21 protein-coding genes and 1 pseudogene are annotated in these 24494 nt (G+C 68.5%); 14 read left to right on the top strand and 8 right to left on the bottom strand.

Annotated elements, in window-relative coordinates:
• Window positions 1–270 precede the first annotated feature (270 nt).
• From infC to AC1D1A_RS12200, 4 genes are all read left to right on the top strand, one after another.
• Window positions 271–1386, top strand: coding sequence for a translation initiation factor IF-3 (infC, locus tag AC1D1A_RS12185; RefSeq protein WP_476947815.1), 1116 nt, complete (start codon window positions 271–273; stop codon window positions 1384–1386).
• Between the two features lie 115 nt (window positions 1387–1501).
• A complete protein-coding gene (gene rpmI, locus AC1D1A_RS12190) occupies window positions 1502–1696 on the top strand; it encodes a 50S ribosomal protein L35 (protein WP_003798720.1) in 195 nt (64 codons plus the stop codon).
• Window positions 1697–1818: 122 nt separating this feature from the next.
• Window positions 1819–2289, top strand: coding sequence for a 50S ribosomal protein L20 (rplT, locus tag AC1D1A_RS12195; RefSeq protein WP_028277244.1), 471 nt, complete (start codon window positions 1819–1821; stop codon window positions 2287–2289).
• 65 nt (window positions 2290–2354) lie between these two features.
• The gene (locus AC1D1A_RS12200) at window positions 2355–3251 is read left to right on the top strand and encodes a TrmH family RNA methyltransferase (RefSeq protein WP_223917207.1); all 897 of its coding nucleotides are present in this window, start codon (window positions 2355–2357) and stop codon (window positions 3249–3251) included.
• 149 nt (window positions 3252–3400) lie between these two features.
• On the opposite strand, the gene AC1D1A_RS12205 is transcribed toward AC1D1A_RS12200, so the two are convergent.
• Window positions 3401–3670 carry a GlsB/YeaQ/YmgE family stress response membrane protein gene (locus AC1D1A_RS12205; protein ID WP_230010760.1) on the bottom strand — a complete coding sequence of 90 codons (270 nt, stop codon included), beginning with the start codon at window positions 3668–3670 and terminating at the stop codon, window positions 3401–3403.
• A 230-nt stretch (window positions 3671–3900) separates the two neighbouring features.
• On the opposite strand from AC1D1A_RS12205, the gene AC1D1A_RS12210 reads away from it, so the two are divergent.
• Window positions 3901–4821 carry a cation diffusion facilitator family transporter gene (locus AC1D1A_RS12210; protein ID WP_079551287.1) on the top strand — a complete coding sequence of 307 codons (921 nt, stop codon included), beginning with the start codon at window positions 3901–3903 and terminating at the stop codon, window positions 4819–4821.
• Between the two features lie 228 nt (window positions 4822–5049).
• Here AC1D1A_RS12210 and AC1D1A_RS12215 read toward each other — a convergent pair whose 3' ends face one another.
• A complete protein-coding gene (locus tag AC1D1A_RS12215) occupies window positions 5050–6258 on the bottom strand; it encodes an MFS transporter (RefSeq protein ID WP_223917209.1) in 1209 nt (402 codons plus the stop codon).
• A 193-nt stretch (window positions 6259–6451) separates the two neighbouring features.
• On the opposite strand from AC1D1A_RS12215, the gene AC1D1A_RS12220 reads away from it, so the two are divergent.
• From AC1D1A_RS12220 to AC1D1A_RS12235, 4 genes are all read left to right on the top strand, one after another.
• Complete coding sequence (locus tag AC1D1A_RS12220) at window positions 6452–6916, top strand: (deoxy)nucleoside triphosphate pyrophosphohydrolase (protein WP_476872012.1); 465 nt, start codon at window positions 6452–6454, stop codon at window positions 6914–6916.
• Between the two features lie 88 nt (window positions 6917–7004).
• The gene (locus tag AC1D1A_RS12225; RefSeq protein ID WP_476872011.1) at window positions 7005–8147 is read left to right on the top strand and encodes a Re/Si-specific NAD(P)(+) transhydrogenase subunit alpha; all 1143 of its coding nucleotides are present in this window, start codon (window positions 7005–7007) and stop codon (window positions 8145–8147) included.
• Window positions 8147–8530, top strand: a complete 384-nt coding sequence (locus tag AC1D1A_RS12230; protein ID WP_476856516.1) for an NAD(P) transhydrogenase subunit alpha part 2 — start codon at window positions 8147–8149, stop codon at window positions 8528–8530. Before AC1D1A_RS12225 ends, AC1D1A_RS12230 begins: the two co-directional genes overlap by 1 nt.
• On the top strand, window positions 8527–9900 hold the full coding sequence (locus AC1D1A_RS12235) for an NAD(P)(+) transhydrogenase (Re/Si-specific) subunit beta (protein WP_223917215.1): 1374 nt from the start codon (window positions 8527–8529) through the stop codon (window positions 9898–9900). Before AC1D1A_RS12230 ends, AC1D1A_RS12235 begins: the two co-directional genes overlap by 4 nt.
• A gap of 91 nt (window positions 9901–9991) precedes the next feature.
• Here the strand turns inward: AC1D1A_RS12235 and AC1D1A_RS12240 are convergent.
• Window positions 9992–11134 (bottom strand): annotated as a pseudogene (locus AC1D1A_RS12240) (Rv2578c family radical SAM protein).
• A gap of 103 nt (window positions 11135–11237) precedes the next feature.
• Window positions 11238–11540, bottom strand: a complete 303-nt coding sequence (locus AC1D1A_RS12245; RefSeq protein ID WP_476872009.1) for a helix-turn-helix domain-containing protein — start codon at window positions 11538–11540, stop codon at window positions 11238–11240.
• Window positions 11541–11603: 63 nt separating this feature from the next.
• Between AC1D1A_RS12245 and map the strand changes: the two genes are divergently transcribed.
• Both map and pcp read left to right on the top strand, forming a co-directional pair.
• Window positions 11604–12386 (top strand): type I methionyl aminopeptidase, encoded by a 783-nt coding sequence (gene map / locus AC1D1A_RS12250; RefSeq protein ID WP_476872008.1) that lies wholly within the window; start codon window positions 11604–11606, stop codon window positions 12384–12386.
• A 109-nt stretch (window positions 12387–12495) separates the two neighbouring features.
• Entirely contained in the window at window positions 12496–13137 is a 642-nt protein-coding gene (gene pcp, locus AC1D1A_RS12255; RefSeq protein ID WP_476859027.1) for a pyroglutamyl-peptidase I, read from the top strand.
• A gap of 81 nt (window positions 13138–13218) precedes the next feature.
• Here pcp and AC1D1A_RS12260 read toward each other — a convergent pair whose 3' ends face one another.
• Window positions 13219–13857, bottom strand: a complete 639-nt coding sequence (locus AC1D1A_RS12260) for an SIMPL domain-containing protein (RefSeq protein ID WP_476947816.1) — start codon at window positions 13855–13857, stop codon at window positions 13219–13221.
• Window position 13858: 1 nt separating this feature from the next.
• Window positions 13859–14326, bottom strand: a complete 468-nt coding sequence (locus AC1D1A_RS12265; protein ID WP_476947817.1) for a hypothetical protein — start codon at window positions 14324–14326, stop codon at window positions 13859–13861.
• 253 nt (window positions 14327–14579) lie between these two features.
• On the opposite strand from AC1D1A_RS12265, the gene pheS reads away from it, so the two are divergent.
• The 3 genes from pheS to AC1D1A_RS12280 are packed head-to-tail and all read left to right on the top strand — an operon-like array spanning window position 14580 to window position 18979.
• Window positions 14580–15641, top strand: coding sequence for a phenylalanine--tRNA ligase subunit alpha (pheS, locus tag AC1D1A_RS12270; RefSeq protein ID WP_028277258.1), 1062 nt, complete (start codon window positions 14580–14582; stop codon window positions 15639–15641).
• 2 nt (window positions 15642–15643) lie between these two features.
• On the top strand, window positions 15644–18187 hold the full coding sequence (pheT, locus tag AC1D1A_RS12275) for a phenylalanine--tRNA ligase subunit beta (protein ID WP_476932167.1): 2544 nt from the start codon (window positions 15644–15646) through the stop codon (window positions 18185–18187).
• Between the two features lie 45 nt (window positions 18188–18232).
• Window positions 18233–18979, top strand: coding sequence for a 4'-phosphopantetheinyl transferase family protein (locus AC1D1A_RS12280; protein ID WP_476947818.1), 747 nt, complete (start codon window positions 18233–18235; stop codon window positions 18977–18979).
• A 19-nt stretch (window positions 18980–18998) separates the two neighbouring features.
• Here AC1D1A_RS12280 and AC1D1A_RS12285 read toward each other — a convergent pair whose 3' ends face one another.
• A complete protein-coding gene (locus AC1D1A_RS12285) occupies window positions 18999–20423 on the bottom strand; it encodes a M1 family metallopeptidase (protein ID WP_476947819.1) in 1425 nt (474 codons plus the stop codon).
• Between the two features lie 49 nt (window positions 20424–20472).
• On the bottom strand, window positions 20473–24405 hold the full coding sequence (locus AC1D1A_RS12290) for a Pls/PosA family non-ribosomal peptide synthetase (protein ID WP_476947830.1): 3933 nt from the start codon (window positions 24403–24405) through the stop codon (window positions 20473–20475).
• Between the last annotated feature and the right edge of the window lie 89 nt (window positions 24406–24494).

The following is a 24494-nucleotide window of genomic DNA, read 5'->3' on the forward strand; positions in this document are numbered from 1 at the left end:
TCTCCCACCCGCGTCAGCCGCGAAACTTCCTTCGGGAAGCCCCTCCTGTCCAGGAGTCAAGGTTGCCGGGTACCTGGTCGGGCACTACCTCGGACTCCGGTCCGCAGGAAGTGCATGCCGCCCCCTTGAGGGCGGCAGTTCCGATCTCGAGGCCTTCGATTGCTCCGGCAATTGGGGGCCTTCTCTTTTTGCCGGTGGAATACCCCTCACGAACACAGGAGCTTTAACATTAGCGAGCCAAGAATCAATGAGCGTATCCGCGTCCCCGAGGTGCGGCTGGTCGGCCCTGCAGGCGAACAAGTAGGAATTGTCCGTATTGAGGATGCCCTGCGTTTGGCTGCCGAGTCCGATCTTGATCTCGTTGAAGTTGCACCGCAGGCGAAGCCTCCGGTGTGCAAGCTGATGGACTTCGGCAAGTACAAGTACGAAGCCGCTGTCAAGGCACGCGAGGCCCGGAAGAACCAGACCAACACGGTCCTGAAGGAAATCCGTTTCCGCCTGAAGATCGACACCCACGACTACGAAACGAAGCGCGGCCACGCGCTCCGGTTCCTCGGTGCCGGCGACAAGGTCAAGGCCATGATCCAGTTCCGCGGCCGCGAGCAGCAGCGCCCCGAGATGGGCATCCGCCTGCTCCAGCGCTTCGCCGACGACGTCGCCGAAGTTGGTGTGGTGGAGTCCAGCCCGCGCATCGATGGCCGCAACATGGTCATGGTGGTTGGCCCGCTGAAGAACAAAGCCGAAGCCAAGGCGGAGGCCCGCCGCGCAACGCAGCGCGCAGAAGCCAAGGCTGAGAACGAAGCCAAGGCTTCGGGACGCGTCGATGTCTCCGGTGGCAACGCCCCGCTGACCCAGACGCTGTCGGACCTCCTGCCGGAAGGCTACGTCGTATCGCCGGAGGCACCCGCAGCGGAGGCCCCCGTCGAAGAAGCCAAGGTTGAAGAGACCAAGGTCGAGGAAGCCAAGGTCGAAGAGACCAAGGTTGAAGAAGCCAAGGTTGAAGCGGCTCCGGTCGAAGAGACCAAGGCCGACGAGGCCCCCGCCCAGGACGTGCCGGCGGAAGCCGCACCGAAGGCAGCCGAGGAACCGGCAGCAGCGAAGGCTCCGGCGGCTCCGAAGGCGGCCGAGAAGCCGGCAGCAGCGAAGGCTCCGGCGGCTCCGAAGGCGGCCGAGAAGCCGGCAGCAGCCAAGGCTCCCGCGGCTCCGAAGGCCGCTCCGGCCCCGGCAGCAGCGAAGGCTCCCGAGGAAAAGGCAGCCGCTCCGGCAGCAGCACCGAAGCCGGTTGCTGCTCCGAAGCCGGTACCCAGGCCCGCAGCGCCGAAGCCCGCCGCACGGCCGGCCGCCCCCCGGGCAGCCGCCAAGCCTGGCACCAAGAAGACCAACTAGTTCACGGCTGCCGGACAGCAATGTCCGGCAGCAGGCAACCAGCACGCCGCCCGCAGGGGTGGCTGCACGAAAGAGCTGCAGACTTTTCTGCGGATACGTAAGGAGATCGGTTCCCATGCCGAAGATGAAGACCCACAGCGGTGCTAAGAAGCGCTTCAAGCTGACCGGTACCGGCAAGCTGCGCCGCCAGCAGGCCAACCGCCGCCACTACCTCGAGCACAAGTCCTCCCGGCTGACCCGTCGCCTTGCCGGCGACAAGATCGTCTTCAAGGGCGACGCCAAGGTCATCCGGAAGATGCTCGGCATCTAAGTTCCAAGTTCTCTGACTGTTCGCCACCTGGCAGCAGTCAACTACCAAAAAGGCTTCTCAGGCCAGCCGGACCGTTCCGGCAGTAGACGCTTGGGATCAGAAATTTTCTAAGGAGTACGCACGTGGCACGTGTGAAGAGGGCGGTTAACGCCCACAAGAAGCGCCGGGTTATCCTCGAACGCGCAAAGGGTTACCGCGGACAGCGTTCACGCCTGTACCGCAAGGCAAAAGAGCAGCTGCTGCACTCGTTTGTGTACAGCTATGGTGACCGTAAGAAGAAGAAGGGCGACTTCCGCCGTCTTTGGATCCAGCGCATCAACGCTGCATCCCGCGCCAACGGCCTGACCTACAACCGCCTGATCCAGGGCCTGAAGGCCGCTGAGGTTGAGGTTGACCGCCGTATGCTGGCCGAGCTGGCCGTTTCCGACGCCAACGCCTTCGCCGCGCTGGTCAAGGTCGCCAAGGACTCGCTGCCTGCCGACACGTCCGCTCCGGCCGTCCAGGCTGAGGCTGCCCCGGCTCCCAAGGCTGCCAAGAAGGCTCCCGCGAAGAAGCCTGCTGCCAAGAAGGCCGCCGACGAGGCTGCAAAGTAGTTCCTCCCGCAGTTGAAAGACTGTCTCGTTCAAGAGCCGGCTGGAATAGCCACTAAGGTTCTTATATGAACGAAACCGGGCGCCCGCAAGACTTTCCACTCTCCAACCCCCGAGCTGATCGGATGAGGAAGGTGGCACAGCTTGCCGGGCGCCCGGCCCGTTTAAAGCGTCGCGAGTTCCTGGCCGAAGGCCCGCAGGCGGTCCGTGAGGCTTTGGTCCTGCACCGGAAGAGGATCGCCGCGGGGGAGCCCGGCATCGTCTATGAGGTGTACGCCACCGAGGCCTGCCTGGACCGCCACCCGGAGCTGGAGCAGCTGGCCGAGGGAACCCACGCGCACCTCGCAACCGACGAAGTGATCGCTGCGATGGCGGACACCGTCACCCCACAGGGCATCATTGCCGTCTGCGGCTTCCTGGACGTGAGCCTTGAGCACGTGCTCGACACCGGCCCGCGGCTGATTGCCGTCCTGTGCCAGGTCCGGGACCCCGGCAACGCAGGCACCGTGTTGCGGGCGGCCGACGCCGCCGGCGCCGACGCCGTCATCCTGACCGGCTCGAGCGTGGACATCTACAACCCCAAGGCCGTGCGGTCGACGGCGGGTTCCCTGTTCCATCTGCCCGTTGTCCTCGGCGCGGAGGTCGAGGAAGTCGTGGCCCGCTGCCGGGAGCGTGGCGTCGGCGTGCTGGCCGCGGACGGCAAGGGACAACTGGACCTGGACCGTCTCCAGGACGAGAACGCGGCCCGCCGCCTGGGGGCATCCGCCGCCGAATCGGTGTACGCGTTGGAACAGCCGACCGCCTGGCTCTTCGGCAACGAGGCCCAAGGCCTGTCCGAGGACGAGATCGCGCTGGCCGACCACCGGGTGGCCGTGCCGGTGTACGGGGAAGCGGAAAGCCTGAACCTCGGCACCGCAGCCACTGTCTGCCTGTACGCCAGCGCCCGCTCCCAGCAAACCCCCTAGCCGCTCAGCAGGAAACCAGCGGGTCCGGCAGGAATTCCTGTCCGAAAAACGCAGGCCAAACGAACGGCGGGGCCCACCGAATGGTGAGCCCCGCCGTCGTAGTGTCACTGTCGCCCCCACACAAAGTGTGCGGCCAGTGCCTTGAAGAATTAGGTGGTGGTCTTGTTGCGCCCTGTGATGGCGCCGTAGATGAACGCGGCCGCGAGGCCACCGACGATGGCCAGGAGCCAGGAACCGAGATTCCAGAATTCCATCTTGCCGCCGCCGAACAGCAGGTCCCCGATCCAGCCGCCAACAATCGCGCCGACGACGCCGAGCACGAGACTGGTAACCCAGCCGCCACCGACCCTGCCGGGCAAGAGTGCCTTGACGATTGCACCCACTATGAGTCCGAGAATGATCCAGCCAAGAAAGCCCATGTCTCCTCCTACATATTTTTCGGCATCCAAATTGTGAATACCGAATATGGCTTCAAGCTAACATAGGGCGGATTGCTTGTCAGCAGGGGACTACCCAATCGTTACGTGGCAGCGTTGGTCCCCGCCGCGGTTCGGCGCCGGCCCGGAAACCGGTACGGTATTCCTTGTGGGCGCTGGGTTCTTCCGGTGTTCGCATACACCCCGGAAGAACCCCATAAGGAGAAGCTCACGTGGCTGCAAATGGCGGTACCAAGGCGATTCTCGCGGCGCTGGCCGCAAACCTGACCATCGCCGTTTTGAAGTTCGTCGCCTACTTTCTGACGCTGTCCTCGTCCATGCTGGCCGAGGCGATTCACTCCCTCGCAGACTCCGGCAACCAGCTGCTGCTCCTGCTCGGCGGCAAACGCGCAAAGCGGGAAGCCAGCCCCGAGCACCCCTTCGGCTACGGCCGCGAGCGTTACATCTACGCCTTCATCGTTTCGATTGTGCTTTTCAGCGTCGGCGGCCTGTTCGCACTGTACGAGGCCTGGGGAAAAATCCAGCACCCGCACGCCATCGAAGGTGACTTCTGGTGGGTGCCGCTGGCCGTCCTGATCGGCGCGATCATTGCCGAGTCCTTCTCGTTCCGGACAGCGATCATCGAATCCAACCCCCTGCGTGGGAAGCAGAGCTGGGTTAAGTTCATCCGCAACGCCAAGCAGCCGGAACTCCCGGTGATCCTGCTCGAGGACTTCGGCGCCCTCGTGGGCCTGGTGTTCGCGCTCTTCGGCGTGGGCCTGACGCTCCTGACCGGGAACGGCATCTGGGACGCCCTCGGCACCGCGATGATCGGTCTGCTGCTCGTGGCGATCGCCGTGGTGCTGGCCATGGAAACCAAGTCCCTGCTGCTGGGCGAGTCGGCCACCCGCGATGACGTCGCCAAGATCCGCAGCGCGATCGAGGCCGGCGGCACCAGCATCATTCACCTCAAGACCATGCACCTTGGCCCCGAGGAGCTGCTGGTGGCGGCCAAGATCAGCATCGGCCGCTCGGACTCGGGCCAGGACATTGCGAAGGCGATTGATGACGCGGAGGTCCGGGTCCGGGAAGCCGTCCCGATTGCCCGGGTCATCTACCTGGAACCGGATGTGCAGCGCGTCAGCGCCCCCTGAGCCGCCCAGCCCACAGGGAGAACAGAAGCCCATAGGGAGAACGGCAGCCGCCAGATGGAACGGCAGCCCCTCAACAAAACAGCAGTCCTGCCCAGTGCATCACTGGACAGGACTGCTGTTCTATTTACAGCATCTGCACCCTGCTGCCGCGGCCTCTTCCTCTGCCGTTGGCGGGGTACCGCGGCCGCGCCTGTTCGGCCGCGGCTGTTCTGGCGGGTGGCGGGGTGGCTAGGAGGCCAGCGGCCGCCGGCGTTCCACTGCGCCGCTGAAGGCGGCGACCCCGAGACCCAGCACGGCCAGGACGGCGCCCACGAGCGCGGGGGCGACGTAGCCCCAGCCCCAGGCGATCACCAGGCCGCCCAGGAAGGCACCGAGCGCGTTGGCGACGTTGAGCGCAGCATGGTTCAGCGAGGAGGCCAGCGACGGTGCATCAGGGGACGCATCGAGCAGCCTGGTCTGCAGGGCGGGAACGAGCATGGACCCGGCGGCGCCAACGACGAACACCATGACCAGCGCGGACCAGGCCCAGTGGACGCCCACGGCATAAACCACGAGTGCCACCGCCGTGCCGGGCAGGACCCAGTAAATCGTGCCCATGACGGACTTGTCGGCGATCCGGCCGCCAACGATGTTGCCCACCACCATGCCCACGCCGTACAGGGCCACGACCAGCGGCAGCCAGGCCGCCGGGAGGCCGGCGACGGAGGTCATGGTGTGCGAAATGTAGGTGTAGGTCGCGAAGAACCCGCCGAAGCCGACGATGCCGACCAGGATGGCAAGCCACACCTGCAGCCGCTTGAGCGCGCCGAGCTCCCTGCGGAAGCTGGCATCGGCGTGCGGTTTCTGAAACGGGACGAACTTCCACAGCATGAACAGCGTAATGATGCCGATCAGGCCCACCAGCAGGAACAGCAGCCGCCACCCGTAGCTCTGGCCCAGCCAGGTGGCGAAGGGGACGCCAATGACGTTGGACACCGTCAGCCCGGCCATGACCATCGAAATGGCCCAGCCCCGCTTGGTCGGCGCCACCAGGGAGGCGGCAATCACGGCCGCAACCCCGAAGAAGGCGCCGTGGGGGAGTCCCGCGGCGAACCGGGACACCAGCATGGAGCCGTAGTCCGGGGCGAGGAAGGAACTGAGGTTGGCGATGCTGAAGAAAAGCATGAGCCCGAGGGCCAGATACTTCCGCGGGAGTTTGGCCCCGACCGCGGCCAGCACCGGCGCGCCAATCACGACGCCGAGGGCGTAGGCCGAAATCAGGTGACCTGCCTCGGGCGTGCTGATGTTCAGGCCCTGTTCGATCTCCTTGAGCAGGCCCATCATGGTGAATTCCGTGGTGCCGATGCCAAAGCCGCCCATCGCGAGGGCAATGATTGCCAAGGCAACGTGACGGGTGCCGGACTTGGTCGGCGCCGGGGCGTGTGTGGTGGTTGTCATTCGTCTTTTCGGAGAGATTTTCCGGGAGAGGCCGGATGGATCGGACAGATAAATATGCTTTTAAGAACCGGGAGGGGACGCCGAATATTCCGGAAGGTATCGTGGCGGCCGCCTCCACCATTGTCCCCTACCGGCCCCGGCCCCGCCCCGGCCTCCGGGCGCCGGACCCTGCGCCCGCCTTAGACTTGAGGGCGTGACTGGACTCATAGGCGTCGTTGGCGGCGCAGTAGTGGACTCCCTGGCCGACCCGGGCATGCTCCTTGTGGCCCGGCGCACAGCGCCGCCGCAGTTTGCCGGAATGTGGGAGTTCCCGGGCGGAAAAGTCGAACCAGGCGAGGCCGCCGAGGACGCCCTGCACCGCGAGCTCCGGGAAGAACTGGGCGTGCTGGTGCGGCTCGGGGCGGAGCTGCCCGCGGAAACCGCCGCGGGCTGGCCGCTCAACGCGAAGGCGGCGATGAGGGTCTGGTTCGCGGAGCTCGTGCAGGGAGAACCCCGGCCGCTGGAGGACCATGACGAATTGCGCTGGCTCGACCTCCGCAATCCGGCAGGGGTCCTGGACCTGCCGTGGATCCCGGCGGACCTCCCCATCGTCGAGGCCCTCCTGGCGGCTGTGCAGGCCACCGGGTCGCGCGGAGTGGAAGCGGGCCTGGGCCGCTGACCGGACTCGCCGCCGCGCTTCGGGAGCCCGCCTCTCGCCAAACGGTCAGGCATGTGCCTACTCTGATCCCAACCGAGAGGAGTGGCCCGTGCAGGTCGGTGTCGGACGAGAGCAGCGAGCCGGAGAACGCCGCGTCGCGGCCACACCGGAGACGGCCCGGCAGCTGACGGCGCTCGGGCTCCATCTCCTGGTCGAGAGCGGTGCCGGCACCGAAGCAGGCTTCGCCGACGCCGCCTTCAAGGAGGCCGGCGCGACGGTCATCTCCGAGCTCCCGTTGGAGGCCCTGGACGTCCTGCTGCATGTCCGCCCGCTCACCCCGGAGGCCGCGGCCCGGCTGCGGCCCGGCACCGTCACCATCGGGCTGGCATCGCCGTCCTCGGAGCTGCCGACCGTCCGGACACTCGCCGCTGCCGGGATCACCTCGTTCGCCCTGGAGCTGCTTCCGCGGATCTCCCGGGCGCAGTCCATGGATGCGCTCAGCTCCCAGTCCCTGGTCACGGGCTACCGCGCCGTGCTGGAAGCCGCCGTCCGCTACCCGCGGTTCTTCCCGCTCTACATGACCGCCGCCGGTACCATCCCGCCGGCGAGGGTGCTCGTCCTTGGGGCCGGCGTCGCCGGGCTGCAGGCGATCGGCACGGCAAAGCGGCTCGGCGCCCGGGTCTCGGCCAACGACATCCGGGCCGCCTCCGCCGAGGAAGTCGCCTCGATGGGCGGCACGTTCATCAACCTGGACATCGATGCGGCGGCAGACGGAACCGGAGGCTACGCCCGTGCCCTCGGTGAGGACCGGGCGCAACGCCAGCGCAGCCTCCTGGCCCCGCATGTCGCGGCGGCGGACGTCCTGATCACGACGGCGGCCATCCCCGGCCGGGCCGCTCCCTTGCTGGTGACCACCGCCATGGTGGCCGGCATGCGGGCAGGGTCTGTCGTCGTCGACCTCGCCGCGGAGTCCGGAGGCAACGTCGAAGGCGTGATCGCCGGTCAGGACGTGCAGGTGCCGGTCGACGGCGGATCGGTCACGCTCGTGGGTTTGCAGGACGCGGCATCCGCCATGCCCTCGGACGCGTCCCGGCTTTTCGCCCGGAACGTCAGCAACTTCCTCGCGCTCATGACCGACTGCGGCTCGGTGGCCCCGGACTTCGACGACGATGTGGTCGCCGGAACGTGCCTGACCCACGGCGGCACGGTGCGGCACGCCCCCACCGCGGAAGCATTGGAAAGGGAGGCGTGATGGGCCCCGTCGCGTTGCTGACCGTGGTGGTGCTCGCGGTGTTCGTTGGCTTCGAAGTCGTCTCCAAGGTCACCAGCAAACTGCACACACCGCTCATGTCCGGCGCCAACGCCATCCACGGCATCATCCTGGTCGGCGCCATCATCGTCGCCGGACAGGCCAGTGACCCGTGGGTCCTCGGCGTCGCGCTCCTGGCCGTCGTCCTGGCCACCGTCAACCTGGTGGGCGGCTTTGTGGTCACGGACCGGATGCTGGAGATGTTCAGCGCCCACAAACGGACACGCATCCCCGCCCCAAGCGGCGCCGCCAAGGCTGGCGGAACCGCGGGCGAAGGACACCCCGGTGAGGGGAGCTCCGCCGACGCGGCGGGGGAGTCCAAATGAGCCTCCTGAGCCCCGAATGGACAGCCCTGCTCTACCTTGTGGCCGCCGTCTGCTTCATCCTGGCACTCAAGGGCCTCAGCTCGCCACGAACTGCCCGCCGCGGCAACGCCATCGGCGCGGCCGGGGCGCTGCTCGCCGTCGTCACCGTCTTCCTCTCCGCGCGGCTGGAAAATGTTCCACTCATCCTCGCGGCCATCGCCGTGGGCTCCGCGATTGCCTTCCCCGTGGCGCGCCGGGTGCAGATGACCCAGATGCCCCAACTCGTGGCGCTCTTCAACGGCGTCGGGGGCGGGGCCGCGGCGCTCGTCGCCGTACTGGAACTTGGCCACCAGGAAGATCCCTGGGTCCGCCTGGCCGTGGTCTTCACCATGCTGGTGGGCGCCGTATCCTTCGCCGGCTCCGCAGTGACCGTGGGCAAGCTGCAGGAGCTCATCAGCACCCGTCCGCTGCTGTTTCCCGGGATGCCCTGGGTGATGGGGGCCGTCCTGCTGGGGGCGGTCATCTCAGGAGCTCTGGTGGTCCTGACCGGGTCGTTGGGCTGGTCGCTCGCATTGCTGGGCCTGGGCCTCGCCGCAGGGCTGCTCCTGGTGCTGCCCGTGGGCGGGGCGGACGTGCCGATCGTGATCTCCCTGCTGAATGCCTTCACGGGGCTGGCGGTGGCAGCGTCCGGCGTGGTCCTGGGCAATGTCCTGCTGCTGGTCGCCGGGACGCTCGTGGGCGCGAGCGGCACCATCCTGACCAAGGTCATGGCCTCGGCCATGGGGCGCGGAGTCGGCGGAATCATGTTCGGGGCGTTCAAGGGCGGCTCGACGGCGGGTTCGACCGCCCTGAGCGACCGGCCAGTGCGTTCCTCGTCCCCGGAGGACATTGCCGTCCAGCTCGGCTACGCCCAGCGGGTGGTGATCGTTCCCGGTTATGGGCTCGCCGTGGCCCAGGGCCAGCACACTGTGGCGGAGCTTGCCACGGCACTGGGCGCCCGCGGAGTGGACGTCGTGTTCGCCATCCATCCCGTGGCGGGACGCATGCCCGGCCACATGAACGTGCTGCTGGCAGAGGCCAACGTGCCGTACGAGTCACTGCGGGAGCTCGCGGAAGTCAATCCCGAATTCGCGACCACGGACATCGTTCTGGTAGTCGGGGCCAATGACGTCGTCAACCCGGCGGCCAAGTCCTCGCCGGGTTCGCCGATTTACGGGATGCCGATCCTGGAAGTGGTGCAGGCCCAGCAGGTCGTGTTCCTGAAGCGGTCTATGCGCCCGGGGTTTGCCGGCATCGAGAATGAGCTCCTGCACGATCCCAAGACGACGCTCCTGTTCGGGGACGCCAAGGATTCGCTGGCCAGGGTGCTCGGCGCAGTCAAGGCGCTCTAGGCATCCTGCGCCCGGCGGCTCAGGGCATTTTCCGCTCCGGCTGACTGCGCAGGGGAGCACATGGCTCTGTGTGCTTGAGGTGGAGCTGGCTTCAAAACAGTGTGGGCTGGGCGGCGTCGGAACGGGCCGTGCCGGAACGGATGGCGCCGGCGTGGCGTGGGTTTGCGTGCCCCGCGGTGTCCGGGATGCTCCCGGCCGGGTACTGGGCTTCTTCCTCCCGGGCGTTGTCATGGTCGCTGCCCCCGTCCAGGTCCCGGTGGCTGAAGCCCTGCGAGCCGGAGAAGCCGTGCAGGTCCTTGAAATACCGGACCCGCCCTGCCAGCCAGGCGCGGTATTCCTTGGATGCGTACGACCCGCTGCCGTACAGGCGGCGGTACTTTCCCGCCAGGTGCGGATGTTCCCGGGCGATCCACTGCATGAACCATTCACGGGTGCCCGGCTTCAGGTACAGCGCACCGGCCGTGACCCCTGTGGCACCGGCCGCCGCGAGGGCCCCGAAGAGGGAGTCGAGGGCGTCGTCGCTGTCGGAGAGCCACGGCAGGATGGGCATGGCCATGACGCCGCAGGGCAGGCCCGCTTCCCGCAGACGGGAGATGAGCTTCAGCCGGGCACGTGGCCCAGGCGTGCCCGGTTCCACGGCTTCCGACAGCTGCTCGTTGGTCATGGCCAGCGAGATGCCCACGCCCACCGGCACCTGGGCCGCGGCATGCTTCAGCAGCGGGATGTCCCGGGCAAGGAGCGTGCCCTTGGTGAGGATGGACAGGGGAGTGCCGGAATCGGCGAGGGCACCGATGATGCCGGGCATGAGCTGGTAGCGGCCCTCGGCGCGCTGGTACGGGTCAGTGTTGGTGCCGAGGGCCACGTGCTCGTGCCGCCAGGAGGGCTTGGCCAGCTCCTTGCGCAGGATCTCGGCGGCGTTGATCTTGACCACCACCTGGCTGTCGAAGTCCAGTCCGGCGTCGAAGTCCAGATAGGTGTGGCTCTTGCGCGCGAAGCAGTAGACGCAGGCGTGGCTGCAGCCGCGGTAGGGGTTGACGGTTCAGTCGAACGGCATCCGCGAACCGGCGACCACCTTGTTGAGCACCGATTTGGCGGTGACCTCATGGAAGGTGATCCCGGCAAACTCCGGGGTGGAAACCGTCCGCACGAGTCCGGCCAGGGGCAGCAGGGCAGCCGTGGGCGAAGCGGCGGCCGGGGAATCGCCGCGCTCAAGTGCTTGTGCGTCCCATCTCATGCCTACATTCGAATATATGTTCGACTGAATGTCAAGGATGCTGACGGGCGAGGCGGCGGCCGGTTGCAGCATGGGGCGGCCTGCGCAGCTGCGGGATCGAGGCTTACGAAGCCAGCCGCTCACGGGCGTTGTGATCAGGGCCGGTTGGTTCAGTGGCGCGTTTGGTCTGGGTGACCTCGGCCCACACCGCATCGAGGGAGAGTCCGAGGACGCCGGCGATAGCGGCGATGGTCGGGAAGGCGGGGGTCGCTACGCGGCCCGTCTCGATCTTCCGGAGGGTTTCCGGTGAGACGCGTGCATCGAGCGCGATGTCGAGCATCGAGCGTCCCCCCCTGGCGCGGCGCAACAGGGCGCCGAGGCGCTGTCCGCGCTCGATCTCTGCGAATGTGAGGGGCAACCTGACCATGGCTTCGATTATACCGGGATAATATGACCGGTATAGTTATTGGACGCGTGAGAAAGGCGCCGCATGATCGAGATCCTGAATCCCACCGAACTTGCCCGGGCCAAAGAAGCAGGCGCCCTTGTCGCTGACATCCTGCAGACGCTGAAGAACCGCAGCACGGTCGGCGCGAACCTCCTGGACCTCGACCGATGGGCGCAGGCCATGATCGCCGAGGCTGGTGCGCAGTCCTGTTACGTCGACTACGAGCCGTCCTTCGGCCGCGGGCCGTTCGGACACTACATCTGCACGGCCGTCAACGACGCCGTGCTCCACGGACTCCCACGCGACTACACGCTGGCCGATGGCGACCTGCTGACACTCGACCTCGCCGTCTCCAAGCGGGGAGTCGCAGCAGACTCCGCCATCAGCTTCATCGTGGGCGGCTCAAAGCCCCCGGAAGGCGTCGCGATGATCAGCGCGACCGAGCGCGCGTTGAGCGCAGGGATAGCCGCTGCCCGGCCCGGAGCCAGGATCGGCGACATCTCCCATGCCATCGGCTCAGTCCTTGGCGAGGCGGGGTACCCGATCAACACCGAGTTCGGGGGCCATGGCATCGGATCGACCATGCACCAGGACCCGCACATTCCCAACACCGGACGGCCAGGCCGTGGCTACAAGCTGCGCCCCGGGCTGCTGCTCGCCCTGGAGCCATGGGTCATGGCCGACACCGCTGAACTCATCACCGACGCCGACGGGTGGACGCTCCGAAGTGCGACCGGCTGCCGGACTGCACACAGTGAGCACACGATCGCCATCACCAACGACGGGGCCGAAATCCTCACCCTGCCGACGCGGACAGACGCGTGAGGCCGGAGCGACACCTGCCCTGGCGGCCAAGTGTGGACGGGGCCGGGTTAAGGGTGCCGCGGGGGTGGCGCCTTGCCGGGCAGTGGAAGGGCGTTGTTAGGCTGGGGCGATGATTCTCCTGACCGGGTTCGAGCCATTTGGCGGCGATACGGCCAATCCGTCGTGGGCAGCGGCCCGTTCGGCGGCACGGCTGCTCCAATCCGAAGGGCTGGATGTCCAGGCGGTGGAATTGCCATGCGTCTTCGGCGAGTCGGCCAAGGTGCTGGCGGAGGCCCTCGAGCGTTTCACGCCGGAGCTTGTGCTGTGCGCCGGCCAGGCCGGCGGGAGGGCGCGCATCTCGCTGGAACGGGTGGCCATCAATTGTGACGACGCCCGGATTCCGGACAATGCCGGCAATCAGCCCGTGGACGAACCCGTAGTCCCGGGCGGACCGGCAGCCTATTTCACGTCGCTGCCCGTCAAGGCGGCGCTCGCGGCGTTGACCGCAGAGCAGATCCCGGCCGAAGTGTCCCAAAGTGCCGGGACCTATGTCTGCAACCACGTCTTCTACACGCTCATGCACGCCCTGCGGCTACGCCCGGGCACCAGGGGAGGCTTTGTCCACGTCCCCTACCAGGACACGCAGCTTCCGGCCGGAAGCAGTGCCCCCTCGCTGCCGGCCGCCCAGATGGCGGCGGCGCTCGCCGTCGTCGTGCGCACTGCGCTGGCGACGACGGCGGATCTCAAGCTCGCTGCCGGCGCAACCCACTAGCCCAGCCGGTCATCCGCCGCCCGAAGCGGTGGCGGCCGCCGTCGGCGACGCGAGACAACTACTCCAACAATTACTGGACAATCATTCCAGCAGTTCCCAGACGACGCCGATCGTGGCGGTGACGCCCGACTCACCGGCCTCGACGTTGAGTGAGGCCACCGCCGCTTCCCGTTGCATCTTCGCCACGGGGATCGGCGCCTGGAAGCCGGTGTGCTGGGTGAGGGACAGGACCCTGCCAAGCCCGGTTCCTGCGAGGGCGGCGTAATGCTCGGCGGTGGTGCGGGCGTCCTGCCAGGCGGCCTCCCGGGCCCGGGCCTCCACGGCCGAGGGGTCGGCGAAGCCGAGGGTCAGCCCGTTCAGCCGGACGGCGTCGCCGCCGGCAGCAACCGCCGCGGCAAGGATCTGCGAGGACGCGGACAACTCGCGGATCCTGACGGTGAGCGTGCTGGAGGCCAGATAGCCGGTCACGGTCTGGCCCTGGCCATCCTGCCAGTTCAGCTCGGCCCGGACGTTCAGCCCCGAGGTGGATAAGTCCGCGCTGTCCACGCCGTGCTGCCGGAGCTCCGACGTGATGGCGGCCGACCGCGTTCCGGCCTCGCCGTAGGCCTCGGCCACGGTCTCGCGGCGGCATTCAACGCCGATCGACACGGTCAGCAGGTCCGGCACCGCCTCGGCGCTGCCGGTTCCTGCAACGGAGATGCTTCGGGGGCTGTCTGTCATGTCAGGCCTCGTAACGTTCGGGGGCGGTGCCCATTCTGCGGTGCGTGCGTGGGATGGGTCCGGGCAGGCCGGGCCGGGGGTAGCCGCCCGCTTCCAGGCCGGCATGGCGCTCGAAGATGTTGGCGCTGCCCGGGTTGCCCGTGCGCCAGAGGGACCAGCCGGCGGCTATGAAGTACAGCGGAAGGAAGGGCAGCCCGAGGCACCAGGCGTATTGGGTGCTGTGGCGCTCTTCGTGGCCCAGCAGCACTGGATTGGCGCGGGCGGATTCCGGTCCGGCGCGGAAGAGGATCACGTTGCCCACGGTGAAGGCCGCAGCAAACGGCAGCCGCCAGCGGTAGCGGCCAGCGATCAGCAATCCGCGCGGACCGGAGCTGACGGTTGTCCGCGCACAGGCTGCCAGCAGCAGGCCCAGCAGGGTGGAGCCGTTGAGCAGGTTGGCGATCTGGCGAAGCCGTTGTCCGGGCGTCATGAGGCCATGGTAGCCGGGGGTGTGCCCGGCAGTCAGGGGTCCGCCGGGATGTCCCGTGCCGGTGGAATCCCGGCGTTGGCGTGCCCAGGCGCAGCCGGCACCGCTGCGTCACGTGCGGGGCGGCCGTGCCATGCCGCCGACGGCCGTCTACTAGACTGGGGACAGTGACCACAAGCCTTGCCGAGAACCTGCGCCGCGCCCTGTGCCCGGCGCACGCTGTTGGCATGATCCGACTCGTAGCTAAGAACAGTAGATGACTGAAACTTTGCCGGACGCAGCCGTCCCGAATCCTCTGGATGAAGCCGCCATTACCGCCGCCGTAGACCAGGCCGTTGCCGCCATCGCCGCCGCCGCGACCCTCGATGAACTCAAGGCCGTGCGCCTCGCCCACACGGGCGAGAAGTCCGCCCTGAGCCTCGCCAACCGTGAGATCGGCGCGCTGCCCAAGGACCAGAAGGCCGCCGCCGGCAAGCTCATGGGCGCCTCAAGGGGACGGGTCAACAAGGCGCTCGCGGACCGCACGGTCGCGCTCGAGGCCGAGAACGACGCGCGGATCCTCGTCGAAGAGACCGTGGATGTCACGGCAGCGCCGCGCCGGCGCACAGCCGGTGCACGCCACCCGCTGTCCACGCTGCAGGACCGCGTGGCGGACATCTTTGTTGGCATGGGTTGGGAAATCGCCGAAGGTCCCGAGGTCGAGTCCGAATGGTTTAACTTCGATGCCCTGAACTTCAAGCCGGACCACCCCGCCCGCGACATGCAGGACACGTTCTTCGTCGAGCCGCCCGAGGCCCACCTGCTCATGCGCACGCACACCTCGCCGGTGCAGGTCCGCTCCATGCTGGAACGGGAGCTGCCCATCTATGTGCTGTGCCCGGGCAAGGTGTTCCGCACGGACGAGCTCGACGCGACGCACACCCCCGTGTTCCACCAGTTCGAGGGCCTGGCCATCGACAAGAACCTGAGCATGGCGGACCTCCGCGGCACCCTGGAGCACTTCGCACGCCAGATGTTCGGCGCGGAAGCCCAGATCCGGCTGCGGCCCAACTACTTCCCGTTCACCGAGCCCTCCGCGGAGCTGGACATCTGGCACCCGGGCGCCAAGGGCGGCCCCAGCTGGATCGAGTGGGGCGGCTGCGGCATGGTCAACGCCAATGTCCTGCGCGCGGCCGGGATAGACCCGGACATCTATTCAGGCTTTGCCTTCGGCATGGGCATCGAACGCACCCTCATGTTCCGCAACGAGGTTGGCGACATGCGCGACATGATTGAAGGCGACGTACGTTTCAGCGAGCACTTCGGGATGGAGATCTAACAGTGCGTATCCCACTTTCATGGCTGCGCGAATTCGCGCAGGTACCGGCCGAAGCGACGGCCGAAGACGTCATGGCCGAGCTCGTCAAGGTCGGGCTCGAAGAAGAAGCAGTCCACCGGCCCACGGACTCCGTCCAGGGTCCGATCGTGGTGGGCCAGGTGCTCAGCATCGTCAAGGAACCCCAGTCCAACGGCAAGACCATCAACTGGTGCCAGGTCCGGGTCGTCCCCGAGGGCAGTGAGCAGACCCTGACCGGCGCCGGCATCGATCCCTCCGGCGTGCAGGGCATCATCTGCGGCGCCCACAACTTCGTGGAAGGCGACAAGGTGGTGGTCACCCTCCCCGGCGCCGTGCTGCCGGGCGACTTCCGGATCTCCGCGCGCAAGACCTACGGGCACCTCTCTGCCGGCATGATCGCCTCCGTCCGCGAACTCGGCATCGGGGAGGACCACGACGGCATCCTGGTGCTGTCCCGGATCGGCCTAGACCCGGAACTGGGCACCGACGCGATGGAACTGCTCGGCCTCTACGACCAGGCCGCCGAAATCAACGTCACCCCTGACCGCAGCTACTGCTTCTCCATCCGCGGTGCGGCCCGTGAATACGCGCACGCCACCGGCACCGTGTTCACGGACCCGGTCTCCAAGGTCCAGGTTCCGCAGTCGCTCTCCGGCGGCTACGGCGTCAAGCTCAACGACGACGCCCCCATCTACGGCAAGCCCGGCTGCGACCGTTTCGTGGCCCGCACCGTGCGCGGTGTCGATGCCACCCGGCCTACCCCGCCGTGGATGACCTCCCGTCTCCGGCTCGCCGGCATCCGGTCCATCTCCCTGCCGGTGGACATCTCCAACTACGTCATGCTCGAGCTCGGGCAGCCGAACCACTGCTATGACCTGGACAAGCTGGCCGGCGACATAGTGGTCCGGCGGGCCACGGCGGGGGAGAAGATCACCACCCTGGACGACAAGGAGCGCACGCTCGACGTCGAGGATCTGCTGATCACGGACGAATCCGGGCCCATCGGAATCGCCGGTGTCATGGGCGGTGCCCACACCGAAGTCTCGGACACCACCACGAACGTCCTGGTCGAGGCCGCGCACTTCGACGAGGTCTCGATCGCCCGTGCCCGCCGCCGGCACAAGCTGCCCTCCGAGGCGTCCAAGCGCTTCGAACGCGGCGTGGACTGGCAAGTGGCCGACGTGGCCGCCCAGCGTGTGGTGGACCTGCTGGTCGAACTCGCCGGCGGAACGGCCGACGAGGCCGGGACCGACGTCGGGACCGCGCCGGACGCCGTCACCATCGAACTGCCGGCAGAGTACGCGGCAGCCCGGATCGGGATCGACTTCACCGAGGAACAGATCCTGACCTCGCTCGAGGACCTCGGCGCCGTCGTTGCCAAGACCGGCAACGGCTACACGGTGACCGCCCCGAGCTGGCGCCAGGACCTCGAGACCAAGGACGACCTCACCGAGGAAATCGCCCGGCTGGTCGGCTACGACAAGATCCCGGCGACCCTGCCTGTGGCGCCCCCGGGCCGTGGCCTGACCCGCGTCCAGCAGCAGCGCCGCCGCCTGATCCAGGCCCTCGCCGACGCCGGACTCACCGAGGTGCTGGCGTATCCGTTCGTCTCGAAGGCCGCCAATGACACCTTTGGCGTCCCCGCCGAAGGTGCGGAGCGCAAGGCCCTCAAGCTGGCCAACCCGATCAGCGAGGAGCACGGCTTCCTGCGGACCTCCGTCCTGCCGGGCCTGATCGAGGTTGCCAAGCGCAACCACTCCCGCGGCTTCCGCGACCTCGCCCTTTTCGAGGCCGGGCTCGTGTTCCTGCCGGGCGAGAAGCTTGGCACCTCCGCGATTCCGCCGCTCGGCGTCAAGCCCGGCGACGACGTGCTCGATGCCCTGTACGACGGCGTCCCGGACCAGCCGCTGCACCTCGCCGCCGTGCTCACGGGGCACGACTCTCCCGCTGCCCCGGGCCACGCCCCGCGGGCCTGGGACTGGGCGGACGCGGTGGACATCGCCCGGATCGCCGGCGACGTGCTCGGCGTCGAGCTCCTGGTCACGCAGGGCCGGCATCAGGCCTTCCACCCGGGCCGGGCGGCGCAGCTTGAACTGCGCACCGGCGAAGTGGTGGGCTACGCCGGCGAGCTGCACCCGAAGCTGCTGGCGGCGCACGACATGCCGGCCCGGTCCGTGGCACTGGAACTGAACGCCGACGCCCTCTTCGAGGCAGCCGCCGACGTGATCGTGGCCCGGCACATCTCGACGTACCCGGTGGCCACGCAGGACGTGGCCTTGGTGGTGGCGCAGGACGTCCCGGCCGGGGAGGTGCTGGCTGCGCTGCGTGAAGGCGCCGGCGAACTGCTCGAGGACGTCGCGTTGTTCGACGTCTACGCGGGCAAGGGCATCGAGGAAGGAAAGAAGTCGCTGGCGTTCAGCCTGCGCTTCCGCGCCGACGACCGCACCCTGACGGCGGACGAGGCCTCGGAGGCCCGTGAAGGTGCCGTGGCCGCCGCCCACGAACGATTCGGAGCGGTGCAGCGCTGAGGACTGCGCTGGTCACAGCGCAGACGTTTCTGAAAGGGGCGGGTCATGGCATCACACCTTGTTGTGCGTGCCTGCCCGCCCTTTCGCGTTCCCGGCGACCCCGGGGTTCCCAGGGACCTGGGGGCGACCGTGGACGCGGCACCAGCCCTTTACCCGGAACCGGAGCTGGAACGCGACTCCCGCTCCCTGCTGGACGGGGCCGAACTCGTCCGGGCCAGGGCCATGACCCCGCGGACCCGGGAGGACTTCCTGCACGGGCGGCTCGCGCAGCGCCGGTTCGCCGCCGGCCTGCTCGGCGTTCCGGCGTCGGACCTCACCGCCTGGTACAGCTGCCCACGGTGCGGCACCGGCGCGGACATCTCACACGGCCGGCCCGGCTACCTGCTCCGGGGCCAGGCGGCGCCGCTGCTGCTGAGCCTGTCCCGTGCGGCCGGCTGGACGCTTCTGGCCGGGGTCGTGGACCCGGACCCGGGCGAGCACCTGGGCATCGACGTCGAGGATCCGGCCCGGGCGGACTTCGACGGGTTCGACGACGTCGTGTTGACCCCGGCGGAACAACGGCACCTCGCCGGGCTGGGCGGCATCGCGCTGCTGCAGGGCAGGGCGCGCCTGTGGGCGCGCAAGGAGGCCTGGCTCAAAATGCTGGGCACCGGGCTGCAGACGGCCCCGGACACCCTGGACGTGCTGGCGCCAACAGTGAACGGCCGCGCAGGGCTCCGGGACCTGCCGCCGGCAGAGACGGGCCTGCCCGCTGACCTCGTGGCAGCCGTCGCCCTGGCGGTCCTTCCCTAGTCAGGGCTCCGGCCCCTGATCAGATCTTGGGCGGCGTTGCCTGCGGGAGCGGCGGCAGGGCGTCGGCGAACAGCCAGGGGTGCAACAGGGCCTCTGCGTCCAGGCCTGTCGTGTGGGCGGCCGCGACGATGAAGTCGGCGGTGGTCACGGTGCCGTGCCGGAAGCGGTCCGTCCAGTCGTGCAGCAGGGCGAAGAACGCCAGATCGCCGCAGCGTACCCGCAGGGCGTGCAGGGCCAGGGCGCCGCGTTTGTAGACCCGGTCGTCAAACATCAGTTCGGGGCCGGGGTCGCCCACCATCAGGTCCTGCGGGGCAGCGGCGAGCTTGCGCCAGGCGGCGCGTGCGCGGGCAGCCGCCGACATGATGCCGGCCTCTTCAGACCAGATCCATTCCGCGTAGCAGGCAAAGCCCTCGTGCAGCCAGATGTCCTTCCAGGTCGCAGTGGTCAGGGAGTTCCCGAACCACTGGTGGGCGAGTTCGTGGGCGATCATCCGCTGTGATTCCCAGTCCTGCCGCAGATGGTTGGGACCCAGGATGGACAGTGTCTGCGCTTCCAGCGGGATTTCCAGGACGTCGTCGGTGACCACCACCGTGTACTCCGGGAACGGGTACGGCCCAAAGCAATTAGTGAAGGTCCGCATCATGTCGGGCTGGCGGGCCAGGGCGGCCCGGGCGCCCGCCTGGAGCGACGCCGGCACGGCCACATACTGCGGAACGTGCCCTGAGGGCCGGTCGGCATTGAGCGTCAGGAGCTCGTAGCGGCCGATCTGGACCGTGGCCAGGTAGGTGGCCATGGGTTCGGCCTGCTCAAAGACCCAGGTCTCGCGGCTGGCCCTGCTGGTACGGGAGAGCAGCACTCCGTTGCACACGGCCCGGTAGTTCGCGTCCGTGGTCACGGTGATGAGGTAAGTCGCTTTGTCCCGCGGGTGGTCATTGCACGGAAACCAGGAGGCTGCCCCGTTGGGCTGCCCGGCGACCAGCACCCCATCGGAGAGCTCTTCCCAGCCAACTTCGCCCCACACACCGCGGCGCGGCGCGGGGTAGCCCTCATAGCGGATGTCCAGCGTGAAGGCCTCGGTGGCGAGCAGCGGGTTGTCGGGGTAGACAACGAGCTGCTCGGCCCGCTGCGTGAACCGGCGTACCCTTCGCCCGTTGAGCTGGATCTTCGTGGCCCGCAAGCCGGCCAGGTCCAGGACGATCGCCGACGTCGGGAGCTGCGTGATGGCGTGCAGGACGGCGTGCCCGGCAAGGCGGTTGCTGCTGACCCGGTAGTCCAGATCGAGTTCATACCGGGTGACGCGGTAGGCATTGGTCCCGTGGCCGGGCATATAGGGGTCCGGGGCGCCGGCTTCCGGGCTCGTGGCCCGGCTGATTTCGCGGCTGATCTCGCCGCTGATGTCCCCGCGGGCGGCGGCGCCGCTGCTGCTTGGTGCGCTGGTGCTCAATGGACGGACCTTCGGTTGTGGTGCTGGTTGACGTGCGCAGGCGCCGGGCCTAACGGGGCCCTGCGGGCGGTGCCGGCCCGTCCCAGGGGCTGACCGGATTGCCCATCCAGTACGTCCCGGCAGGGACGGTTTCGCCCCGCATGACGAGGGACGCCGGCCCCACCGTGCCGCCGCTGCCGATCCTGGCCTGCGGCAGGATGACGCCGTGCGGGCCCATGGTGGCTCCGTCATCGAGCGTAACAGTGTCGATGCTCATGACACGGTCATGGAACAGATGGGTCTGGACCACGCACCCGCGGTTGACGGTCGAATTCCTGCCGAGGGTGACGAGGTCCGCCTCCGGCAGCCAGTAGCTTTCGCACCAGGTCCCGGCACCGATTTTCGCGCCGAGTGCCCGCAGCCACCACACCAGTGCCGGTGTCCCCGTGGCGGCGCGCGCGAACCACGGGGCGCTGACCATCTCAATGAACGTGTCCACTACCTCGTTCCGCCAAATGAAGGAGCTCCACAGCGGGTGCTCGCCGGGGCGGATGCGGCCCACCAGCAGCCACTTGGCCACGACGGCGCTGCCCGCGGCCGTGGCCCCGGCGAGCAGGATCACCACCCCGCTCAGGAGAGCGGCGACTCCGTAGTTGAACAGGGCCGCCATCGCGTCGAACGCGAGCATGACACCGACGGCGATGACGACCGTCAGCATGACCGGGACGAACCGGCACAGCTCCCACAGGGCCCGCGCGACCTTCAGCCTCCGGGGCGGCTGGTAGGTCCGCGTGTCGTCCGAGGCGATGGCGGTGCGCCGCAGCCGCACCGGCGGGCTGCCGAGCCACGATGTGCCGGACTTCGCCTTGGCCGGCGTCGCGGACAACACCGCCACGAGGGAGTTCTTGGGCACGCTGCGCCCGGCCGCCGTCATGCCCGAGTTGCCCAGGAAAGACCGCTTGCCGATCTTGGCCGGTGCTATGTGCATCCAGCCGCCGTCGAGTTCGTAGGACGCCACCATCGTGTCGTCGGCCAGGAACGCGCCCTCGCCCACGGTGGTCATGCGCGGGATCAGCAGCACTGTCGAGGCCTCCACGTTGCGGCCGACCTTCGCACCGAGAAGCCGCAGCCAGACCGGCGTAAAGAGGCTGGCGTAGATCGGGAACAGCAGATCCCGGGCCAGATCCAGTACCCGCTCGGTCGCCCAGACCTGCCACCCGATCCGGCTCCGGACCCGGTAGTAGCCTTCAGCGAGGCCGACGCTGAGGAGCCTCGTCGTGGCCAGGATCAGCAGCAGGTTGGTCAGGAACCATGCCAGCGCCGCCAGCGGGATCGAGAGCGCTATGCCGGGCAGGGCCGCGGGCAGTGAGGAGCTGCCCTGGATGAACGCGAAGATCACCAAGCCCGCGACGGCGGCGGAGACGTAGGGGATGAGCGCCAGCATGGCGGAGGCGGCGGCGAAACCGGCGAACCACAACCGGCCCATCAGCCGGTGCTCGTCCGGGGAGTCCGGCCACGAGTGCCGGGCCTTGCCACGGCGCTCGGCCGGCGACCCGGCCACGAGCTGTCCCGCCTTGACCTTGCCGATCACAGCGGAACCCGGCTCCACTTGCGCCCCGGCACCCACCGTGGCTCCCGGCATCAGCGTGCTGCGGGCCCCCACGCTTGCGCCGGGGCCAATCCGGATGGCGCCGATGTGGACACGGTCGCCGTCGATCCACCAGCCGGACAGATCGACTTCGGGCTCGATATTGGACCCTGTGCCGAGGGTCAGCATCCCGGTGACGGGCGGCAGCGAGTGCAGCTGGACGTTCTCGCCGATCTTCGCCCCGAGCGCTTTCGCGTAGTAGGGCACCCAGGGCGCGCTGGCGAGGCTGATGGCGCCGGCCAGGTCCTGGATCTGTTCCGCGAGCCAGAGCCGGAGGTGCACCCGCCCGGACCGGGGATAGGTGCCAGGCACCACGTTGCGCAGCAGGATGCGGGCGGCGGCGACGGAGAGCAGCATCCGCCCGGCGGGACTGACGAAGACCAGCCAGGAAGCTCCCACCCACCACCATGAGATCGTTGGCGCGGCGCTGAATCCGGCGAAGGCGGCCAGCAGGTTGTTGGCTGCCATCAGGTAGGTCAGCCAGCGCATGCCGACCAGGATGTGCAAGGGAACGCCCAGGAGCGTCTGGAAGGCCTGTGACTTCCGCGCGGTGGGCCGGACGGTGCGCTCCTGGGCGGCGACGGCACCACCCTCCGGCAGCGACTGCCGGGCCTCGTCCACCAGGGCGCCCACCCGGGGTGTCGCGTAGATATCGGCCACCGTGATGGTGGGATAGCGGACGCGGAGGGCGGACACGAGCTGCGCGGCGGCCAGCGAGCCGCCGCCGTAGGCGAAGAAGTCGGCATCGAGGCTGGTGACCGGGCTTCCCAGCACGGCGCTCCACTGCTCCACGATCCACTGCGCGTCCTCCGGCAGGTTCAGCGGGGCACCTTCGGCCTCCGCCGCTCCGGTTCCACTGAGCGGCCAGGGCAGGGCGTGGCGGTCCACTTTGCCGCTGGTCTTGGTCGGCAGCGAATCGACGAGTGTCAGCAGCGGAATGAGGGGCGCGGGCAGGCGTTCGCCCAGCAGTTCGCGGGCGGCCGCGAGGTCGATGTCCCGGCCGGCGACGGCGGCGAGGTAGCCGACCAGGATCTGGTTGCCGGCCGCGGTGGTCTGCACGGCGGCGGCGGCGCCGGCGATATCCGGCAGGGACTGCAGGGCGGCGTCGATTTCGCCGAGCTCGATCCGGCGGCCGCCGAGCTTGACCTGCTCATCGGCGCGGCCCTGGAAAATGAGGCCTTCTGCTTCGTACCTGACGAGGTCGCCGGAGCGGTAGGCGCGCGGCCAGCCCAGGGACGGCATGGGGGCATATTTTTCCGCGTCCTTGACCGGGTCAAGGTACCGGGCCAGCCCGACGCCGCCGATGATCAGTTCGCCGACCGCGCCTTCGGCGACGGGCAGCGAATCGGCGTCGACGACGGCGAGGTCCCAGCCGTCCAGCGGCAGGCCGATACGGATGGGGCCGGGCGCGCCGAGCTGCGCGGCGCACGCGACCACGGTGGCCTCGGTGGGCCCGTAGGTGTTCCATACTTCGCGTCCTTCGACGGCGAGCCGTTCGGCAAGGTCGGGCGGGCACGCCTCCCCGCCGAAGATCAGCAGCCGGACACTTTCCAGCGACTCCACGGGCCAGAGAGCGGCCAGTGTGGGGACAGTGGAAACCACGGTGATGCCGTGGCTGATGAGCCAGGGGCCGAGGTCCATGCCGGTCCGTACCAGTGCCCGGGGTGCCGGAACCAGGCAGGCGCCGTGGCGCCACGCGAGCCACATTTCCTCGCAGGAGGCATCGAAGGCAACGGACAGGCCGGCCAGCACCCGGTCCTGCGGGCCCACCGGATCGGCCTGCAGGAAGATGCGGGCCTCGGCGTCCACGAACGCGGCGGCCGAGCGGTGCCGGACCGCGACGCCCTTGGGGGTGCCGGTTGAGCCGGAGGTGAAAATGACCCACGCGTCGTCGTCGGGACCCGGCGGCCTCGCGTCGGGGAACGGGCGGGGGCGGTTGCTGTCCGTGACGATCTTCCCGCCGGCGCGGAGGATGCCGGCCACCCTCGCCTCCCCGAAGACCAGTCTGGCCCGTTCGTCGGGATCGTCGGCGTCTACGGGGACATAGGCCGCACCGACCAGCAGCACCGCCAGGATCGAGACGTAGAGTTCGTTGGTGCCCGACGGGATCCGGACGCCGATCTTGTCGCCGGCACCCAGCCCGGCGAGGTGCAGTTTCCGGGCGGTGGCCCGGACCTCGTCCATGAGCTGGGCGTAACTGAGCGAACGGTGGCCGTCGTCGAGCGCCGAAGCGTCCGGGTACCGGGCGGCAGTATCCCGGACGATGTCTATCAGCGTGCGCTCCGGCGGGGCGGAGAGGGCGCCCGGCAGCTGGGGCTCGTGGACGGTGGGACGGGGAGCGGGAAGACTCTGCACCGCACCGGCGTCGGGGGCTTCACTGGGGGTCAGTCGTTGCTCGGTCACTGGCGCATTGTCCCTGCAGGAGATGAACGGATGGTGTTGCC

This window comes from Arthrobacter sp. P1_B9, assembly GCF_056406495.1.